The organism is Bacillus badius NBRC 15713, from assembly GCF_001591605.1.
Lineage (GTDB): Bacteria > Bacillota > Bacilli > Bacillales > Domibacillaceae > Pseudobacillus > Pseudobacillus badius.
In genome coordinates, this window is sequence record NZ_BCVF01000009.1 from 33,784 (window position 1) to 53,090 (window position 19,307).

Consider the following 19,307-nt stretch of genomic DNA (forward strand, 5'->3'; position numbering starts at 1 on the left):
CGGTGTATTTGGCGCGAGCGATTATTTTTGATATGGACGGCACGCTATTTCAAACCGATAAGATTCTTGAACATTCGTTAGAGGCAACCTTTGGTGAGCTGCGAAGCAAAGGCTTGTGGACAGGAAAAGCACCCATTGAAACATACCGTGACAAGATGGGAGCCTCTTTGCCGGAGGTTTGGCAAGCTTTATTGCCCCACCATGCAGATAGTGTGAGGGCTCAAGCGAATGACGTTTTTCATGAACGGTTGATTGAAAGCATTTTAGCAGGGGAGGGGGCTCTTTATCCCCATGTAAAGGAGACATTTGAGCAAATTTCTCAACAATTTGCCTTGTATATTGCCAGCAATGGACAGACCGAGTATTTAGCGGCTATCGTCCGTTATTACGGCCTAGACCGCTGGATCCAGCGCACGTACAGTATACAAGAAATCAACAGCGGAAATAAGTCGGCATTAGTGGGAAAGATCAAACAAAATCACGGAATCACAGAAGGAATGGTAGTAGGCGACCGGTTATCTGATATTCAGGCGGCGAAGGACAATGGTTTTATATCCATCGGCTGCCGGTTTGATTTTGCCCAAGAGCAAGAATTGGCGCAGGCCGATCTCATTATTGAAGACCTTTCTGAATTAGTAAGCTATTTGCGGTCTTGTTCCTCGCTGTCCATATAACGAAAAGGAGCGGGCACAGTCCGCTCCTTTTCGCTAATTTTGTTCCTTCATTTTCTTAAGTATGTCAATATTAGCCTTTAAGACATTTACCTTGTCTTCTCCAAACAGACCCAGTGTGCGCGGCTCTGTATTGTTCTTTACAATTTTGTTTACCTCTTCAATAGAAAGGCCGCTTGCTTTGGCGACACGATGGATTTGAATGTCGGCGGCTTTTAGGCTGATGTGAGGATCTAGCCCGGAGCCGGAGGCGGTCAGTAAATCGGCCGGAATGTCTTGACGCTTGACTGTTGGATTGGCGGTTAAAAAGGCCTCGATATCCGCTTCGATTCTTTTTTTCAATTCCGGATTAGACGGTGCATAGTTAAAGGTTCCGGAGCTGACGCCGCTGTAGCGGACTTCTCCGTTTGCATCCGCGACGGTATCCTGTTGTGTATACATATTATAATTGATGGCGGATACACGGCCGGTGAAATAGTAGGGAGCCGTGAAAGCTTGCCCTACTTTCTCCGAGCCAACCGCTTTTTCCTCTACTTTGATCAGGCTGCCATTTGCCTTGTAAGGAAATAACCCTTGAGCCAAGCCCGTGACTGCAAAAGGGTAAAGCAGACCGCATAAAACAAACATGATACATGATACTCCGAGCGCCTGTTTGCCGTTTCTGAACCATTCTTTCATCATTCACTTTTCCTCCTATAAACCAATCATGGGTAAAATGGGACTCAGGATCATATCAATCAGCTTAATCCCGATAAAAGGCGTGATCATGCCGCCAAGCCCGTAAATAAGCAAGTTTTTGTTTAACAGCTTAGACGCGCTCATTGGCTCGTAGTTAACCCCTTTTATGGCAACTGGGATGAGCAGCGGAATAATCACCGCATTAAAAAGCAAGGCAGCGAGGATCGCGCTCGTTGGCGAAGCGAGATTCATGATATTTAAGACATCCATTTCCGGTATAGCAGCCATGAGCATGGCCGGAATAATAGCAAAGTACTTAGCGACATCATTAGAGATGCTAAAGGTGGTTAAAGCCCCGCGTGTCATGAGCAGCTTCTTTCCTATTTCTACGATCTCTATGATTTTTGTTGGGTTTGAGTCTAAGTCAACCATATTCGCTGCTTCCTTCGCCGCGTTTGTTCCGGAGTTCATTGCCAGTCCGACATTGGCTTGGGCAAGAGCAGGCGCATCATTTGTGCCATCACCCGTCATGGCCACAATTTTTCCAAGTGCTTGTTCTTCTTTGATGACCTGAATCTTGTCTTCTGGCTTGCTCTCTGCAATAAAGCCGTCCACTCCTGCCTCTTTAGCAATGGCCGCTGCTGTCAGCGGGTTATCACCTGTGCACATAATTGTTTTGATGCCCATGGCGCGAAGCTGCTCAAACCGCTCTTTTAATCCTGACTTTACTACGTCCTTCAAATAAATAACTCCTAAGATCCGGCTGTTTTTGGCCACTACTAAAGGAGTGCCTCCAGCCGAGGATACTTGATGGACGAGCTTTTCTAAGTCCTCAGGGAGTGGATAGCCTGCTTTCAGGCTCTCATTTTTGATCGTATCGTAAGCGCCTTTGCGAACAGTGGTGCCATCCGGCATAGTCAATCCGCTCATCCGTGTCTGAGCGGTAAAAGGAATGTGCTCGCTGGACTGAATGATCGTTTCTTTATCGGAAGCATCGACGCTTAATTTCTGTGCAAGGGACAGGATCGATTTCCCTTCCGGCGTGTCATCTGTCAAAGAGCTCAGCCAGGCTGCCCGTATCAGCTCTTTTTGATGAACATGCTGAACAGGGAAAAACTCAGAGGCCATGCGGTTCCCATAGGTGATCGTCCCGGTTTTATCCAAAATAAGAGTATCGACATCTCCGCAGGCCTCTACTGCTCTGCCAGACATAGCAATCACATTAAATTGTGTGACACGGCCCATTCCTGCAATGCCGATTGCTGACAACAAACCGCCGATCGTTGTCGGAATTAAGCAGACCGTCAGTGCAATGAAGGTAGCGATTGGAATATGCACCTTTAAGAAAACGGTCATTGGGTACAGGGTAACGACGACCAGTACAAAGACAATAGTTAAGCTTACTAGCAAGGTGTTCAGCGCAATTTCGTTCGGTGTTTTTTTGCGGCTGGCGCCTTCAATTAATGAAATCATTTTGTCTAAGAATGATTCACCAGGCAAGGACGTGATTTTAATCTTCAGCCAATCGCTTGTTACGGTCGTTCCGCCTGTGACCGAAGAAAAATCACCTCCGCGTTCTTTCACGACAGGGGCCGATTCGCCGGTGATGGCCGATTCGTCGACTGTCGCAATGCCGTCCACTACTTCGCCGTCATTCGGAATCACTTCGCCGGCATAAACAAGAACGATCTCTCCCTTTGTCAGTTCATGAGCTTCCTTCATCACCTCTGATCCGTCAGCGAGCAGAACACGTGCCTGTGTGACCGTTTTTGTTTTCTTTAGCGTTTGGACTTGCGCTTTTCCCCGCCCTTCCGCAATGGACTCGGCAAAATTAGAAAATAAAATGGTCACAAAGAGGATAGCGGCGACAATAGCGTTATAAAGCCGGTCATGCGGCCCGGCTTCAGTCCCCAGTATAGTCGGAGAAACTGTCAGCAGCAGAACGAGCAGAAAGCCGATTTCCACAACGAACATGACCGGGTTTTTCATCATATATAAAGGATTGAGTTTTTTGGCAGCCCCGAGGATAGAGCCTTTCATCATGTCCATCGTAATGAAACTTTTTTTCGGTGTGGTTTCCATCATTGCGTCTCCTTATCATCTATGTATTTGCAAATGCTCGGTAATGGGCCCGAGTGCCAAAGCCGGCAAAAATGTTAGCGCTCCGATGAGAAGCACAATGGCTGCGAGCAGGAAGGAAAACATGGCATTATCTGTTTTCAGCGTGCCGGTTGAATCACTGTGCCACATCTTTTTAGCCAGCAGTGAAGCAACGGCCAGCTGAATAATAATGGGCAAATAGCGTCCAAAGAACATAGCGAGCCCTGTTGTGATATTCCAAAAGTAGGAGTTATCACTTAATCCTTCAAATCCGGAGCCGTTATTGGCCGAGGCGGAAGCATATTCATACAACACCTGTGATAAGCCGTGGGCGCCCGGATTTGTGATTCCTCCGCTTCCAGCTGCTGTGGCGACGGCCAGTGCCGAGAATAACAGGATAATCGCCGGATGTATCAAGATGCAGAGAGCAATTAACTTCATTTCTTTTTCTTCAATCTTTTTCCCTAAAAATTGAGGCGTCCGGCCGATCATCAAACAAGCGATGAAAATAGTTAGCAATACATACATCATCATGTTCATCAACCCGACACCTTTGCCGCCAAATACAACATTCAGCATCATATTGAACATGGCCACAAGTCCGCCGACCGGTGTTAAGGTATCGTGCATATTATTGACTGAGCCGGTTGTAAAAGCGGTTGTTACGGCGGTAAACAGAACAGATTGAGGAATGCCAAAGCGCATTTCCTTTCCTTCCATACTGCCAAGTTCCTGGTTGATTCCCAAGCTGTCAATGATGGGATTGCCTGCCTGTTCAGCAGCGTAAATGACAGTTAAGCCAATGAGAAACAAAGCCGCCATAGCAGAGAAAATAGCGAGTCCTTGCTTTCCGAACAGTGTGTTCTTTTTCCTGCGGGCAGCCATTAAGCTGAAGGCGACCACGCAGGCACCCGGAAGCAGCATCATCGATAAGATTTCTATGATGTTGGAAATGGCCGTCGGGTTTTCAAAAGGAGTCGTCGAATTGGCTCCGTTAAATCCCCCGCCATTTGTTCCCACGTGTTTAATGGATTCAAGTGAAGCAACAGGTCCTAAGGCAATATCCTGCATTTTTCCTTCTATTGTTTCTACTGTTTGATTGCCGCTTAGCGTTTGCGGCGAGCCTTGCGAAACGAGCAGCAGGGCAACGCCAACAGACAGGGGCATTAAGACGCGAGTGATGACACGCACAAAGTCTACAAAAAAGTTCCCAATCGTATCTGTCTTCGCCACGAGGCGGCGGCAAAACGCCATGCATGCGGCATAGCCTGTCGCAGCGGAAGTAAACATCATAAAGGTAATGACGAGCATTTGAGATAAGTAGCTGAGCCCTGATTCGCCGCTGTAGTGCTGCAGGTTTGTATTGGTCATAAAAGAGATAATCGTGTTGAACGACAAGGTTGCTTCCATATTGCCGATCCCATTCGGATTTAAAAACAAGACAGACTGGATACGCAAGAGAACATAGCCAACGAAGATCATACATGCATTGGAAAGAATAAGCGCGAGCACATATTGCTTCCCGGTCATATTTTCTTGTTTGATACCGCTGATTTTATAAATGAGGCGATCCGCTTTATCTAAGACCGGATCAAGAAAGGTCTTTTGATGCATGGTCACCCGAAAGAGATAATGTCCCGCAAGAATAACAAGCGGTAAATAGATTGCTAGAATAATGGCTATTTGCCACATACTGCGTCCCTCCTAAACGTGCCTTAGTAGTTTTCTGGATGCAAGAGCGCATGCCCTAGATAACCGAATAACAATACAATGAAAATGCTTGCCGCGATCCACATAAGAATTCCTCCTTGTTTAGTTGTCTAAGCGATTACACCATGCTGCCAGCAAATAAAGACTGGCAAAGCTGACAATGAGCAAGCCGATCATATAAATATCCATCAACGGAATCCTTCCTTTCTTTCATTGGATGCTCCTATCATACGCGGATTGAAATTAAAGCAGTGTTAGAAAACGGCCGTTTGCATTAAGAAACGATAAAGACCAAAATCTTTACGCTTTCTTAATGCAGGATGGAGATATAATAGAAAAGAGGTGAGAAATTATGGAAGATCAGCGCCCCAGTCCGGAAGTGTTTTTAGCAAAGATGGAAGCAGAGCAAGAGGCAGCGGCCGGCAAGTTAAAGATATTCCTCGGTTATGCAGCCGGCGTAGGGAAGACGTATGCGATGCTAGATGCTGCCCATCAAGCCAAGCAATTGGGCAAGGATGTAGTCGTCGGCTATATAGAACGGCACCCGCGCCCGGAAACGCTAGCGCTGCTTGAAGGGTTGGAACAAATACCTGCCAAGAGCATTGAGTACAAAGGAAAGATTTTTCAAGAACTGGATATTGACAAGGTCATCGAGCGGCAGCCTGAGATCGTTTTGATTGATGAATTGGCCCATACGAATGTGCCGGTTATGCGGCATTTAAAGCGCTTTGGCGATGTCGAGGAGTTGCTGGCAAAAGGGATGGATGTGTACACGACTGTTAATATTCAGCATATTGAAAGCCTCCATGATGTAGTGGAGGACATTACCGGAATAAAAGTGCGGGAGCGGATTCCCGACTATGTGATTGATCAGGCGTCACAAATAAAGCTGGTGGATATTGAACCGGATGAGTTAATCCAGCGATTAAAAGAGGGCAAGGTGTACCCGCCAAAGCAAGCTGAAAAAGCGATAGACTCGTTTTTCCGCAAACAGAACCTGGTGGCTCTGCGGGAAATTGCCTTGCGCCGGACCGCAGATACCGTATATTACAAAACCGCAAAGGAATCGTTCAAGCAGAACGTGCAAATAGAAGAGCATCTATTAGTCGGTTTGAGCAGTTCCCCGACGAATGCCAAAGTGATTCGGACAGCAGCCAGGATTGCTCAAGCTTTGCATGGGAAATTTACAGCTTTGTACGTGCAAAGAGCAGAAAAAGGAGAGGCAAGCCCAGCGGACGTTGAACGGCTGCAGCAGCACATGAAATTAAGCGAACAGTTAGGCGGGCATGTCGTGATTGTGCAGGAGGAGGATGTCGCGGCTGCACTTGCCAGCTATGCGCACATTAGCGGTGTCACGAAGCTCGTCATCGGCAGAACGGCTATAAAAAGGAAATGGTGGCAGCCAAGCTCTAAAATAAGCCAGCGCTTGAATGAATATGCGCCGAGCCTGGCGATACATATCGTTCCTGATCAAGAAAATGAGCCGATTTATTTGCCGGAGATGAAGGCTCATCTTTACTTTGAATGGATGGATGGACTAAAGATGCTTGCCGTATTCAGCTTGGCTTCGCTAATGGGACTGTTTTTCTTTCAGATGGGCTACAGCGAAGCCAATATTATCACGATCTACATTCTCGGTGTGCTTATCCTGGCGATTTGGTCATCCGGCTGGATGATGAGCATTATTAGTTCAGCTGCAGCGGTGCTGTTGTTTAATTTTCTATTTACGGAGCCGCGCCTCTCATTCGAGGCTTACCACCGGGATTATCCCATCACTTTTTTTATTATGTTTCTATCAGGCATCATTACAAGCAGCTTAACAAAAAGAATAAAAGAGCAGGCCGCTGCGGCCATTCGCAAATCTTACCGGACGGAAGTGCTGCTGGAGACCAATCGCAAGCTGCACCATGCTAAATCAATAGATGAGATCATTACCCAAGGTGTCTCTCAAATTGTTAAACTAGTGGAGAAGCCCGTGAATTTTTTTGAAATCGATCACCGGCTGATCGCCAAGTCTCTCTTTTTTCGGACAGATACTTTATCAAACAGCGAAAATAGAGCAATCGAAGGGCTCTTTGGCAATGCCAATGAATTAGGGGTAGTCAATTGGGTGGCTAACAACAAGCGGATAGCTGGTGTATCAACGGACATCTTTCCCGAAGCCGGTGCCTACTATTTGCCGGTCATCTCCGGCGGGGAAGTAAAGGGAGTGATTGGCATTGCCCTTTCTAAACATGATCCGTTGCCTGCCTTTGAGCGGCATGTGCTTCATGCGGTCATTAACGATTTTTCATTGGCTTTTGACAAGTGGTATTTGCAAAAGCTGCATGCTCAAGTAGTCAGAGAGGCGGAACTGCAACAGATGAGGGCCAACTTGCTGCGGGCGATCTCTCATGATTTGCGTACGCCCCTGACGAGCATTTCCGGCAATGCCGATATCTTGCTGACCAATACGGAACAAATTCCAGAAGGGGATAAAATACGGCTCTATCAAGATATTTACAGCAATTCTAAATGGCTTGTGCAAATGGTGGAAAATTTGCTGGCCGTATCAAAGCTGGATGACGGGCAATTGGCGATTGAGCTGCAGCCGGAGCTAGTCGAGGATATTGTCCAGGAAGCCCTTTTGCATGTTGTCCGCTTAAATAACACCCATAACATTTCTTATCAGGCGGAGCCGGAATTATTGCTGGCACTGATGGATGCGCGGCTGATTATTCAGGTGCTGATCAATATTATTGATAATGCGCTTACCTACACGCCAGCCGGCAGCGATATTTCTATTGTCGCAAAGGAGGCCGGAGATGCGGTGCTTTTTAGCATTAGCGATAACGGGCCGGGAATTGAAGACAGCTTGAAGGCAAAGCTGTTTGAGCCTTTCACAACAGGAAAAGCTCAGCGGAGCGACAGCCGGAGAGGATTAGGCCTGGGCTTAGCGCTGTGCCAAACGATTTTGCATTTACATGGAAGCGAACTGACGGTGTCTGATAATAAGCCGCAGGGAACCACCTTTAGTTTTTCGCTCAAAAAAGGGATGGTAGCGATTTAATGAACAAGCGCATTCTTGTAGTAGAAGATGATGTAGCCATTGGCAACTTAATTAAAATGACATTAACAACGCAGCAATATGAATTCGATATCGCTGAAGATGGCACGGCAGCTTTGAGAAAGTGTTTATCGATGAAGCCGGATGTCATTATCCTGGATTTGGGGCTGCCCGATATGGACGGAGTGGATTTTATAGAGAAAGTCCGCAGCTGGGCGCAGACTCCCATTATCGTTGTCAGCGCGCGCGGGGAAGAACGCGATAAAATCCAGGCACTTGATGCCGGTGCGGATGATTATGTGACAAAGCCTTTTAGTGTGGATGAGCTGCTTGCCCGGATTCGTGTGGCGTTAAGACGAAGCGCAAACGATCCTCGCCCGGACCAGGAGCAGCCGGTGTTTGTCAACGGCGGCTTAGAAATTCATTATTTGGCCAATACAGTCTTTGTCAACGGCAAGGAAGTACATGTCACGCCGATCGAGTATAAGCTGTTAGTCGTGTTATCCAAGCATGTCGGCAAGGTGCTCACCCATAACTTTCTCTTAAAGGAAGTATGGCAAAACGCTCTTCCGTCAGACGTCCCAAGCTTGCGCGTGTTTATGGCCACACTCCGCAAGAAAATTGAAGACAATCCTTCCGAGCCAACATACATTCAAACGCACGTACGTGTCGGCTACCGGATGCTGCGGCAGGAGAGCGGGGAGTAAAGGGGAGGTCCCTCTAGCCAAGAAGGCAGGCTAGAGGGACGTTTTTGTAGAAAGAAGACGAATTTATATGGTTTGTATCACTATTTTTAATATGGTGCTTGAAAACTGAACCCAATTAATTTATCATCCTCTTTTTATTTTTTTAGAAAAGTACACTTTTGCACATGCTTGTCAAATCTACGGAATATCAACCCCACTTATTTTTTCATTACTTCTTGCACTGCTTCCGCAAGACCAAGAAACCTTGTCCTGACTGGCTTCATTTTTAAAAGGTTGTTTAAGCCAATTGTCTTTTGATTCCCTTTTTCTTGATTAATTTGCTCAGTCGCAAGGACAAAAAACTCCCATTGGTCCAGGTTTAGCGGATTTACCACACTTCGATCCTGTTCACTCAACAAACAAAAAACATACACATCTGCATTTCTCTTTATTTCTGCAGCATATGTATTCGTGCTGGCTTCCCACCCCTTTGCAGGAGCAATGCCAAAGCTGATGGCCGAGTTTTTTGCCTGCTGCCATGACTGTACATAAGCGGCTGACTTCACTTCAATTTTGATGCCTTCTGGTGTTATAAGGTCAAACATATCCCATTCAATTCTCGTTTTATTGGTTGCCTTTACAGCTCTGGCTACAATAAACTCTGCAAGTTTTCCACGAAGCGCATTACTCAAGAGATCCGATTGGTTCCACTGCCAAAATTCCAAAAGGCGTATATCTGTCTCGGTATTCTTAAGAAGAAACCGTTCTTCACCAGTTTTTTTCATTTTTGGTTACAACCGCAAAAGTCACTTTATTATTATACAACCAAGTAGAAATAGGCATTGATAAACTGTCTCCTTTTCAATTCCAGTGTATCGAGAAATTGTCCCACCCCTTGAAATAGGTTTAAAACCGTCCTACGGCAAGCATTGCGAGTAAACTATATTTTTAATTAATGTAAAATTAACTACTGTGAAATATTGAAAATCTGCGCATATATTTCAGGGAATGGACCATTTCGATCCAGGTTATCCAGCTGACGTATATAGCCAAGCATTTGCTGAAGCATATTACTGGAATAACCAATAACATTACGCAGCTCTTTTGTTGTTATTTGTGGGTGCTGCATTCTTGTCTTCATAATCAATTGCATTTGTTCAATATCGTATTTTGCCTTAAACTGCATAAAAGCTGATAAATAGTCACTGAGTGAAATCTGTTCAATTATGTCAGATCCACCCCATTGGTAAATGGTGATTTGACGCTGAAATTTCTGAAGGTTTTGTTCAAGATTTAAAAAACGATAAAGGAGTTCACTTTTCACAATATCCTTTTTACTTTTGTCTAAATACGATTGTTCAATTATGTAAACAACTAATCCTAAAAACATATCGATCATTTGAATTTCAATTGATTGATGGGACTCCTTTGATTTCACCTCCTGAACCTGGTATTGCCTTTGACGATACAGGGAATGTGCATTCATCTGTTCCCTTACCTTTGAATAAACGCGCATGGATCCATATTCAGGACTGTGGTCGAGCTAAATATTCACTTTATCATGGAGGAAATCCTGTTCCCTCGTTAAACCGTAAAAAAGCCGCTCAGGAATTTTCACATAAAACAGTTTGCGCAATTCTTTTATGGAGAGATTGCGTTTTTTTGCTAAGGTTAATGCCTGTTCGTTATTAACAATAAATAGATTGATCGGAATGTCTAAATTAATAAAGAAATGTAAAACTGATAGTGCTGCATTGATATTCCGATCATTCTTATATTCAGTAAAATGAAATTCGCTTTTTTTACCGAAACGACTGTAAATTTTATTTACTCCCATTACAAGTTCACGTTGCTGTATCACATCGCAGCCATATGCCCCGTAATAGGAATAGGTTTTTTCATTATCTAATTTATTGGATTCATCGAAAAAGATGGAGTAGCTCATCAAAACGCCTCGTTTGACTAATTTTTTTAAAGTATGTATAATGAATAGTACAATAAACATATACTAACTATCCCCATTCACCTTTTTGAGAGGGGATGCGATAGAGAGATCTCGTCAGTCACCTTTTTGATTGGCGAGATTTTTCATTTACATTATATCATGTCGAACTTTATAAATCGTACTACGTCAAACATTAAGTTCCTTCGCTATTCAACTGTACTGCCCCTTACATACCTAATTATCCGAAATTGCTCTCCCTTAAGTCACTTTCTTTTTTTATCCTATCAATAACCTCCCTTTTAGATATACAGATTTCGATATAAGTTTTGATATAAAAAATCCTCAAATTCTAAGGGATTTCCACTACAATTTTGCCCCTCTCAAAAACCATGGACATATAGAACAACTTCATCGTGAATTTGTGTTTGAGCCAACAAGTGAGTTAAATAAAAAAGATTAAAAAATTTATACAAAGCTGCGCATGAATGTTGTGCAAATAAATACTGGAGAAGTAAGGAAAGAGGTGGTTTTTCTAGGTTGTTTCACATAAATTACAAAGAAGCATCAGCAAAGAACTCTTTGCTGATGCTTTTTAATGATTATTCTTGCGAAAGAAAGTTAAATTTTTCTTCAGGGATATCTTCAATATTTAAAGAAAGATTATGTGTTTTTAAGATAGATTGAAGCAAAGGAAAAATATCATTTAAGTTATTTTTATTTGAAAAATCAGGAACAACTTCAATAACAAAATTCCAACGACAGTCTTGTTTATCCTCCAAGAATCCAGCAGCTGCTGTATATAATTCGTCATGCGTTTCTTGATCAATTTCTTCTGCAGAAATAATAACTGCTTTTATAAAATTGTCATTTCCGAATTCATCAGCTGAGATTCCTTCAATGTCTTTCAAATGAGGAAAATCATTGATTGTACTGGGACGCTTGTAATCAATCAGTACTAAACAGTACTTAGGAGAAATTAAGTATCCATCTCTTAAAAAATATGCTTCTACTGTTTTTAAATTTAATATTCTGTTCAGATGAAAATTTTTCATTATAGACCTCTGTGATATGTGACTTATACAAAATTAACGTTTTTTTCTAGGTGGTTTTTTATTACTCTTATCTTTTGATTTTTGTAGCGAAAGTCCTTTTTGATATAGTTTAGTCGCTCTTACTTTTTTTGCAAGCTTAGGGTTTATACAATCATCAAAAGTCTGTCCATGACTTGGAGTACCATCAACATTTTCCACTGCTATTTCAGCTTTTTTATCATAGATATGAACATGATATTTTCCTCCCCCAACAGGGTCATCAAGACGTATTCTCCACCCTTTGGATATGTGGTCAATATTTTCCCATCTACTTGAAGCTGATGCTTTGTTTTCTTTAAATGTTGATTCAAATCCAAATCCACTAAACAATACAGCAAATACCAAAGTTAATACTAACAATTTTTTTCTCAATTTAAAACTCCTTTTTATTGATTTATTATGTACCAACAGCAATTATAATATAGAAAAAAATTCAAATTAACCCTTTTTATACAAGGTTAATATTGGTAAAATTATAATTTTAATGAAAATAAGTGGGAATGATTGGATGGAAAAGCAGAGGGCAATCGCTCAGCATTTATTCGTGAAGTTGTTTGAAATGTGCTGGGTAATGAGTCGAAATGGGTCAATAATGCCTGTCTTGTTTATGCCATTAAAGGCTTAGAAAATTTAGAGTACCGTCCCGAAGAAATTCAAAAAATTATTCGAGCAATCGGACGCACCTTTGATATGACGAGTGGTTCAGAAGCCGGGCAAAAATATTTAAAATCACCATACTAAAATATTAAAGACACAAGAAAATATCTTGTGTCCTTTTTGGTTTTCCTCTTCATTTTGTCGTATATCGGGGGTTGCCCCAACACTGCCCGACCCTTGCAATTTAAAAAGACTCTTGGTGTGTATTGAAGTGAAAAGTATGCGTGATTTTATGCAACCGAAAGATCCAAGAAGCTGATAGGAGGGGGGAAATGATGTATAAAAACAGTATAGAGAATGTTTCAACATAAAAGCCGTAAACGCTGATTTAATCATGTTTACGGCTTTTGAATGTGCTCTCAAACTTTTATTTAGCGACTATTCAATAATTTCGGTTGCCAATGAAACGGTACAGCTGTGTTATGATTTTTAGCCCATTCTAAAAAGTCATCTATATGTCTAATTCCAAATTCCAATACGGCTTGATAAATAAAAATAGATGAGTATTTTTCGTTAAGTTCAAGTAATGCTTCTTTAATATCGAGAATGGCTCTTCTAGATTCTTCCGTTAAATTTTCTTTCATAAAGGGTACTAAATCCTTTGAGAGTGCGCCACTTCGTTCAGATGAAAATAACCACATATCAATATTCCACTCAATTTCATCGGCTTTATAAATCAGTTTAAAATAATGTCCATTAAAATCCGTACCCGTATAATCTCTATATTTTAGTTCAATGACGTTCTTGTGTTGTGTAAGTAATGCTAATTCATTCATGATCGTTTGAGGGTTCGGTAATTCACTAAACGTTTCTAAATCAATATCCGGAGTTACAATCAAATCATAGGCAGCGGCACCTGCTATAAAGCAGTTGCCTACAGTATCCCATCTCTCTATCAATTTTAATTCATTTAATATTTTCTCTGCTTGCTGTTTTCTTTTAGCTGCTCTTTCTAAACTATTCATTTATTCAAATTCCTTCTAAATATGATTGACATATCAGAATACGAAATGTTTGCATAAAAAGCAAGCTTAATTTTAAAAAAGCACCGAAGCGGGGTGAACTGTGCCCCCATTTACGGACAGTTTAAAAAGCGCCTAAGCGGCTAATAAGTGGTCCCGGTATTGTACCGGGGTCATTTTATTTAAGCCCCATTGATAACGGTAATGATTATATTCTTCGATTACTCGATTTACTTCTTGCTTAACTTCCTTCAAATTTTCAAGTGATTTATATTCTGCTAAATCTTTAAAATGTCCAAAGAAGCTCTCCATTGGTGCATTATCCCAACAGTTTCCCTTTCGGGACATTGATTGAGTTAAGCCAAGCCTTTTCACTTTGCTTTGGAATAGAGGATGCGTATAGTGCATCCCTTGGTCGGAATGCAACATGGCTTCTGGATGAAACTGATTGCCAACAGCTGCCTTTAACTTTTTCAATGTTTCATAGACAATATCCATCTCTAAAGACGTGGCAAGATGGTACGCAAGTATTTCCCTTGTAGCCCCGTCCTTTACGCAGGATAAGTATGCTTTTCGGCCCTTTCCATAATAGAGATAGGTAATGTCAGTAAGCAGGACCTTCCCTGGTTCTTCCTGATTGAATTCACGATTAAGAAGATTCGGGCAGGTTCGATGTTCCTGTGTTGCCTTGGCCATTTTGCGATATGGATTGGCATTCCTCACCTTGGTTACAAGATTATATTTTGCCATCAAACGTCTAATTTTCTTGTGGTTCATTACAGCTGAATAATCATTTTGCATGATCATTTTAACCTGGAGCGCACCTACTTTTTCTTTTTTGCTTTTGAATATTTCTTGGATGATGACTATATTCAATTCATCCTGCTCGTCACGTTGTGCCCGTAATGGTGCAGCCTTAAGCCAATCATAGTAGCCACTTCGACTGACACCTGCCAGTTCGCAAAGGTAGGAAACAGCTTTATTCAACTGGTGTATTCTTATCGTTTTCTCGATCAAGGAAAACTTCTCAGCTGCCGTTAAAATCGTTTCTTCTTCAACGCCTGCCTTTCTAGCTCTTCCAGCTTTTTTAGGAAGTCATTCTCTGCCTCAAGGAATTTAATTCTTGATTCAGCTTTTTGTAATTTCTCTTCCACAGAAATTCCCTTCGAAGAAGGACGTCCTGTACTTCCTTTGCCTCTGCGTTCCGTAAGGAAACCTTCCTCCCCAAACCTTTCATAAGACTCCCTCCAACGCTTAAGACAACGTTTGGGTTGTTCCTTACCGATCATGTCTAGGTCAAAGCCTTGTTCAATAAAGATTTGCGAGGGTGTTTTTCCGGCTTTGTAATCCACAACTGCTTTAAGTTTAAACACAGGACTATATGAAATTGACCTTTCAGAAGCACTCAGTACATTAGGGTTCTTCTCAAGCTCTTTAATTTGGAATTCATTATAAATATTCTTACTCATGATAATCCTCCGCCCATATTCATTAAATCTATTGAAACACAAAAAACCCCGGATAGGGGCACTTTTTTATCAGTGTCCGCTATCCGGGGTATAGTTCAGGGTGTGGGAATGTTTTTATTTTAGAAAAAGTGGCTGGTGGCCAGGGACAACAAGCGGTTGAAAAGCCGAATGGAGAAAATTCTCCCTATGAATCTCGCTAAAGAAAACCAGAAGTTGGCCAGTCAGCTGAATGGGACTTTAAAGAACTTGAAGGAAAAAGAAAGGGGATTTACTCATATTCGTTTGAGTAAGTCCCTTTGTTTTTTATAGAAAGGTATTTCAGTACGAAATCATTTTAGAGGTAGAACGAGAGGGCGAGCTTGTGAAAGTGGTTGTGTTTAAATATTACTAATTTGGTATAATGTGGTTAAGTTATACCGAATTAGTAATAAAAAGGGAGGGGTTTTTTGAAAACAAACAAAATATTTACAATAAATACTGCCGAAGCGCTGTTGCTTGTTTCTACTTTTTTCTTGTTTCTCTACATCTATGATAACTACACGTATTTTGGTTTTTTTGAGGATCTATATAGGCTAGTGTTTCCTGTTGTCTTGCTTTATTTCATGCCTTTGACCACTCTTTATCTTTTTTTGCAATCTTATATCCGTCGTTTAAAAGCGCATAGGCAGAATTAAATCATCAAATGAAGAAGTTTCCAATGAGGTTCGGGTCTCCGCTAAAAGAGAAAATCACTGGGAGCGAATTTGAAAAGGCTTATAAGCATGAGATAAACAAAGAGAAATGGAGCGATAATATGGAAACACCAGAGAATTATACCACTAAACTCGATTACGATAAGACGTTTAAAATTGAAATCTTAAATGAGTTTGCTAATGGGGTCTATAGTCGTTTGTTAAGCTTTGTTTTGAATAATGGGATGGATCGACAGGATAAAAACAATCCATATAACGTCTTGTTAGACCAGTTTGTTGAAATGCTAGATATAAATTTATTTAAAATGTCATTTGAAGAATTAGAAGTGTTAGAAGGTTACTGGAAGCACATGAATAAATATATTCGAGAAATTACAAAGTAATTTCAAATAAAAGGAGTTAAAGCACTAAAAAATATATTGTTTAGTGGACTTTTAGTGCTCTTTGTAAGGTTTTTATTTGATTCAATTACTGGCGACAAAAATTCCGCAGTTGACGAGAAAGCCACAACCTTCGATGAATAATGGAGGATTCCCTATAGGTTTTTTGTAAGAGTTAAGAATAAAGTTATATACAAAAGGAAGTGCTTTTAAATTGAAAAAATCTCTCTGTTTGCCATCTTAATCATTATACTTGTGCTAAGCGCATGTTCAGCTAAGCCTCCGCATATTACAAAAGAGGCTGTGGCAAAAAACGCAAAAGAAAACCTTACAAAAGAAGAGGTAACAGAAGCATTTGGTGAACTAAAAACAATTACAAATGATGCAAAATACGAACTTTGGTTTTATGACGGTGAACAAACAAATGAAAGCCCTGAAATTGTAGAATTCGATCCAGATTTCGGCCATTAGGTTTTTTTCTATTGCTGGTTTACTGTTAGGAGGAATTATACAAAATTTTGGTGATATTAGAAGTATATTTTTTTCAGTGGCCTATCAATAATGATAGTGGGCTTTATCTACTTAATAACTGAGGGAAAGAGCACAAAAAGGTCTCCATTCGAAAGAGAGGGTATACGTCTTGAAAAAGAATAATATAAATGACAACGATATCATTTTGGAGGACTTACAGCCTTCTCATGCTATCCATCTTTACGAAATGATGCAGGATGACAGAATTTATACCTATATTCCAGAAAATGCCCCAGCAGCAGTAGAAACGTTGAAAGAGAAATATAAAATGTTTAGTAAGGGCTCTTTAAGAAAAGAAGAAGTCTGGCTAAATTATGCGATTTATTTGTCTAGCGAAAAATTATATATAGGGACACTTCAGGCTACTGTTCAGTTAGATAAAAGAATTATTTCGATAGCGTACATTTTAGACCCAAAAAAATGGGGAGCTGGCTATGCAAAAAAAGCTCTGTCCATCATGCTGCAAAATTCGAAGGAGCAATTTGGTCATTTTGATTATTACGCTTACATTGATACTCGTAATGAACGCTCGATAAACCTTGTTAAAAGTTTGGGTTTCAAATGTGTTGAGTATATAGAAAATGCGGATTATTTTAAGGGGAGTTCAAGCAACGAGTTTGTTTATGCAAAAATAAGTAATAAATAATATTTGCAAGGTGTCTATTCTATTATTGTACTCGTTAACTTATTTACTAGCATTATTTTTCTCTATTTAAATCTGAAAAGTGCAGGGCTCTTCCGAAATGGATATGGGTGGGCACGGATTGCATGCTAGTATTGGGGAATACATGAAGTTTATCCGGATGATCCTAAATGACGGTGCCGGTATTCTAAAAACAGAAACAGTCGCAAAAATATCCCAGAACGGGCTTGGAAATAAGAAGGGGGCGGCTGGGTACATCTGACCCTTCACTAACTAACGCTGGATGATTTATTAGCACAAGCGAAGAGAGAAATTTCACAGCACGAGATGAAGCACTAGGAGAAATCGTGCAGAGCTGCTTGGATATCATAAATACATTCTTGTCTTAACATGAGCGACCTGATTATAGATCAATGTCTTAGCACAAATTCGAGGATGTCCGCGGGTCACAGAAAAGCCAGGGAGAGCGATGAACTCTTGCCTTCTCCTGTCTTATATGATTCTTCGTACAAGAAAAAAGAGAAGTGAGGAGCTCACTTCTCTTTGCTGTGATTATTCGTTCGGAAACCAGCCTACTGGTTCAACTGCCAGGTTCACATTGATCTGCTTGATTTCCTGGAAGTCATCTAAACCGTAAGTTCCAAGGCTGCGGCCGATCCCGCTTTGCTTATATCCGCCCCAAGGAGCTTCTACATAAGTAGGGTGATAGGAGTTCACCCAAGTGATTCCGGCGCGGACTTTCTTGATAACCCGCATGGCTTTTGCCCCGTCACCGGAGAATACACCGCCGGCCAGGCCATATACTGTGTCATTTGCCAATTTGATGGCTTCTGCTTCATCTTTAAACTTTTGAATGGTCACGACTGGCCCGAAAATTTCTTCTTGAACGACCCGCATATCAGACGTAACATTTGTGAACACGGTCGGCTCAATGAAGAAGCCTTGATCTAAGCCATTTTCTGTTAAACGGCGGCCGCCGCATGCCAGGGTAGCCCCTTCCTCTTTGCCGATTTCGATGTATTTTAAAATGGTGTTCATTTGATGCTCGCTGTTAATGGCGCCCACTTGGGACGTTTCGTCCAGCCCCGGTCCCACTTTAATTTGTTTAGCCCGTTCCACATAGCGTTCTACGAACTTATCATAAATGCTTTCCTCCACCAAAATGCGGCTTCCGGATGAGCATACTTGGCCGGCGCCGAAGAAGATGCCGAATAAAGCATAGTCTACCGCTGTTTCAAAGTCTGCGTCAGCGAAAATAATGTTTGGAGACTTTCCGCCGAGTTCCAGGGAAACTTTCTTTAAGTTTCCTGCAGATGCCCGCATAATTTCACGCCCGACCTCTGTGCTTCCTGTGAAAGATACAAGGTCAACGTCCACGCTTTCCGCTATAGTCTGGCCAACGACGGAGCCTTTCCCCATGACAAGGTTGACAACTCCTTTTGGAACGCCGACTTCTTCAATGATTTCCACTAATTTCATGGCAGTAATTGGAGTAGCTTCCGCCGGCTTATACACGATAGTATTCCCTGCAGCCAGCGCCGGCGCAATTTTCCATACGCTCATTAACAAGGGGAAATTCCAAGGAACAATAAGGCCCGCGACCCCGACCGGTTCTTTCACAACCATCGCCTGTACATCTTCAGGCACTTGGTATGTCTCGCCATCAGGAGTCATAATCAAACCGGCGTAATAACGGAAGCATGTAGCGGCATCGCTGATATCGAACTCGGCTTCCGCTTTCAACTTCCCGTTGTCCATTACCTCTAATTTAACGAGTTCATCAAAGTTCTCTTCAATTTTATCCGCGATTTTATTCAGGTATTTAGCCCGCTCGTGGGTAGTTAAATCAGACCACACGCCGCTTTCAAATGCAGCCTTCGCCACAGCGATCGCTTCTTCTGTTTCTTCCTTTGTTGCTCGTGGGGCTGTAGCGATAATTTCTTGGTTTGCAGGATTGATTACTTTATTTAGATCCGAGTTTTGAGAATCTCTCCACTCGCCGTTAATGTACATTTTTAATTCCATTGCCTGTGTTTGCACTGTCAT

18 protein-coding genes are annotated in these 19,307 nt (G+C 41.9%); 7 read left to right on the top strand and 11 right to left on the bottom strand.

Annotation, left to right across the window (positions count from 1 at the left end):
* Positions 1–2 precede the first annotated feature (2 nt).
* Complete coding sequence (locus tag BBA02S_RS06665; RefSeq protein WP_370670944.1) at positions 3–674, top strand: HAD family hydrolase; 672 nt, start codon at positions 3–5, stop codon at positions 672–674.
* Between the two features lie 33 nt (positions 675–707).
* Here the strand turns inward: BBA02S_RS06665 and kdpC are convergent, their stop codons facing one another.
* From kdpC to kdpA, 3 genes are read right to left on the bottom strand one after another with little or no spacing between them, the layout of a single operon-like run.
* Positions 708–1,349, bottom strand: a complete 642-nt coding sequence (gene kdpC / locus BBA02S_RS06670; protein ID WP_041114180.1) for a potassium-transporting ATPase subunit KdpC — start codon at positions 1,347–1,349, stop codon at positions 708–710.
* A gap of 15 nt (positions 1,350–1,364) precedes the next feature.
* A complete protein-coding gene (kdpB, locus tag BBA02S_RS06675; protein ID WP_041114144.1) occupies positions 1,365–3,431 on the bottom strand; it encodes a potassium-transporting ATPase subunit KdpB in 2,067 nt (688 codons plus the stop codon).
* A 15-nt stretch (positions 3,432–3,446) separates the two neighbouring features.
* Positions 3,447–5,141, bottom strand: coding sequence for a potassium-transporting ATPase subunit KdpA (kdpA, locus tag BBA02S_RS06680; protein WP_041114143.1), 1,695 nt, complete (start codon positions 5,139–5,141; stop codon positions 3,447–3,449).
* 370 nt (positions 5,142–5,511) lie between these two features.
* Here kdpA and BBA02S_RS06685 point away from each other — a divergent pair, with 370 nt between their 5' ends.
* A complete protein-coding gene (locus tag BBA02S_RS06685; RefSeq protein ID WP_041114142.1) occupies positions 5,512–8,208 on the top strand; it encodes a sensor histidine kinase in 2,697 nt (898 codons plus the stop codon).
* Positions 8,208–8,912: a response regulator transcription factor gene (locus tag BBA02S_RS06690; protein WP_041098818.1), complete on the top strand. Its 705-nt coding sequence runs from the start codon at positions 8,208–8,210 to the stop codon at positions 8,910–8,912. Before BBA02S_RS06685 ends, BBA02S_RS06690 begins: the two co-directional genes overlap by 1 nt.
* Positions 8,913–9,109: 197 nt before the next feature.
* Here the strand turns inward: BBA02S_RS06690 and BBA02S_RS06695 are convergent, their stop codons facing one another.
* From BBA02S_RS06695 to BBA02S_RS06715, 5 genes are all read right to left on the bottom strand, one after another.
* Positions 9,110–9,676 carry a hypothetical protein gene (locus BBA02S_RS06695; protein WP_041114141.1) on the bottom strand — a complete coding sequence of 189 codons (567 nt, stop codon included), beginning with the start codon at positions 9,674–9,676 and terminating at the stop codon, positions 9,110–9,112.
* A 182-nt stretch (positions 9,677–9,858) separates the two neighbouring features.
* Positions 9,859–10,377, bottom strand: a complete 519-nt coding sequence (locus BBA02S_RS06700; RefSeq protein ID WP_052477362.1) for a hypothetical protein — start codon at positions 10,375–10,377, stop codon at positions 9,859–9,861.
* A 57-nt stretch (positions 10,378–10,434) separates the two neighbouring features.
* Positions 10,435–10,836 (bottom strand): hypothetical protein, encoded by a 402-nt coding sequence (locus BBA02S_RS06705; RefSeq protein ID WP_082821857.1) that lies wholly within the window; start codon positions 10,834–10,836, stop codon positions 10,435–10,437.
* Between the two features lie 599 nt (positions 10,837–11,435).
* The gene (locus tag BBA02S_RS06710) at positions 11,436–11,888 is read right to left on the bottom strand and encodes a hypothetical protein (protein ID WP_041098814.1); all 453 of its coding nucleotides are present in this window, start codon (positions 11,886–11,888) and stop codon (positions 11,436–11,438) included.
* A gap of 33 nt (positions 11,889–11,921) precedes the next feature.
* A complete protein-coding gene (locus tag BBA02S_RS06715) occupies positions 11,922–12,299 on the bottom strand; it encodes a hypothetical protein (RefSeq protein WP_052475214.1) in 378 nt (125 codons plus the stop codon).
* 189 nt (positions 12,300–12,488) lie between these two features.
* On the opposite strand from BBA02S_RS06715, the gene BBA02S_RS20215 reads away from it, so the two are divergent.
* Positions 12,489–12,668 carry a hypothetical protein gene (locus BBA02S_RS20215; protein WP_041114140.1) on the top strand — a complete coding sequence of 60 codons (180 nt, stop codon included), beginning with the start codon at positions 12,489–12,491 and terminating at the stop codon, positions 12,666–12,668.
* A gap of 287 nt (positions 12,669–12,955) precedes the next feature.
* On the opposite strand, the gene BBA02S_RS06720 is transcribed toward BBA02S_RS20215, so the two are convergent.
* Entirely contained in the window at positions 12,956–13,549 is a 594-nt protein-coding gene (locus tag BBA02S_RS06720; RefSeq protein ID WP_052477360.1) for a hypothetical protein, read from the bottom strand.
* Between the two features lie 132 nt (positions 13,550–13,681).
* Positions 13,682–15,015 (bottom strand): IS3 family transposase gene (locus tag BBA02S_RS20220; RefSeq protein WP_087903777.1). Its coding sequence is split into 2 segments (ribosomal slippage): positions 13,682–14,643 and positions 14,643–15,015, totalling 1,335 coding nucleotides; the frame shifts between segments, so codons are not numbered across the junction.
* A gap of 697 nt (positions 15,016–15,712) precedes the next feature.
* Here BBA02S_RS20220 and BBA02S_RS06740 point away from each other — a divergent pair.
* The 3 genes from BBA02S_RS06740 (at position 15,713) to BBA02S_RS06745 (ending at position 17,264) form a co-directional block, all read left to right on the top strand.
* A complete protein-coding gene (locus BBA02S_RS06740; protein WP_231557204.1) occupies positions 15,713–16,090 on the top strand; it encodes a hypothetical protein in 378 nt (125 codons plus the stop codon).
* 300 nt (positions 16,091–16,390) lie between these two features.
* Positions 16,391–16,558, top strand: a complete 168-nt coding sequence (locus BBA02S_RS20580; RefSeq protein ID WP_156141486.1) for a hypothetical protein — start codon at positions 16,391–16,393, stop codon at positions 16,556–16,558.
* Positions 16,559–16,727: 169 nt separating this feature from the next.
* Entirely contained in the window at positions 16,728–17,264 is a 537-nt protein-coding gene (locus tag BBA02S_RS06745; RefSeq protein ID WP_041114137.1) for a GNAT family N-acetyltransferase, read from the top strand.
* A gap of 549 nt (positions 17,265–17,813) precedes the next feature.
* Here the strand turns inward: BBA02S_RS06745 and BBA02S_RS06750 are convergent.
* Positions 17,814–19,307 (bottom strand): aldehyde dehydrogenase family protein, encoded by a 1,494-nt coding sequence (locus BBA02S_RS06750; protein ID WP_052475213.1) that lies wholly within the window; start codon positions 19,305–19,307, stop codon positions 17,814–17,816.

What these genes read in the sequence shown, in the direction of transcription:
- BBA02S_RS06690 (WP_041098818.1), top strand. Translation starts at nt 8,208, where the DNA reads ATGAACAAGCGCATTCTTGTAGTAGAAGATGATGTAGCCATTGGCAAC.
- kdpB (WP_041114144.1), bottom strand. Translation starts at nt 3,431, where the DNA reads ATGGAAACCACACCGAAAAAAAGTTTCATTACGATGGACATGATGAAA.
- BBA02S_RS06695 (WP_041114141.1), bottom strand. Translation starts at nt 9,676, where the DNA reads ATGAAAAAAACTGGTGAAGAACGGTTTCTTCTTAAGAATACCGAGACA.
- BBA02S_RS06685 (WP_041114142.1), top strand. Translation starts at nt 5,512, where the DNA reads ATGGAAGATCAGCGCCCCAGTCCGGAAGTGTTTTTAGCAAAGATGGAA.
- BBA02S_RS06720 (WP_052477360.1), bottom strand. Translation starts at nt 13,549, where the DNA reads ATGAATAGTTTAGAAAGAGCAGCTAAAAGAAAACAGCAAGCAGAGAAA.
- BBA02S_RS06705 (WP_082821857.1), bottom strand. Translation starts at nt 10,836, where the DNA reads ATGAGCTACTCCATCTTTTTCGATGAATCCAATAAATTAGATAATGAA.
- BBA02S_RS06740 (WP_231557204.1), top strand. Translation starts at nt 15,713, where the DNA reads ATGAGGTTCGGGTCTCCGCTAAAAGAGAAAATCACTGGGAGCGAATTT.
- BBA02S_RS06750 (WP_052475213.1), bottom strand. Translation starts at nt 19,307, where the DNA reads ATGACAGTGCAAACACAGGCAATGGAATTAAAAATGTACATTAACGGC.
- kdpA (WP_041114143.1), bottom strand. Translation starts at nt 5,141, where the DNA reads ATGTGGCAAATAGCCATTATTCTAGCAATCTATTTACCGCTTGTTATT.
- BBA02S_RS06700 (WP_052477362.1), bottom strand. Translation starts at nt 10,377, where the DNA reads ATGAATGCACATTCCCTGTATCGTCAAAGGCAATACCAGGTTCAGGAG.
- kdpC (WP_041114180.1), bottom strand. Translation starts at nt 1,349, where the DNA reads ATGAAAGAATGGTTCAGAAACGGCAAACAGGCGCTCGGAGTATCATGT.
- BBA02S_RS06710 (WP_041098814.1), bottom strand. Translation starts at nt 11,888, where the DNA reads ATGAAAAATTTTCATCTGAACAGAATATTAAATTTAAAAACAGTAGAA.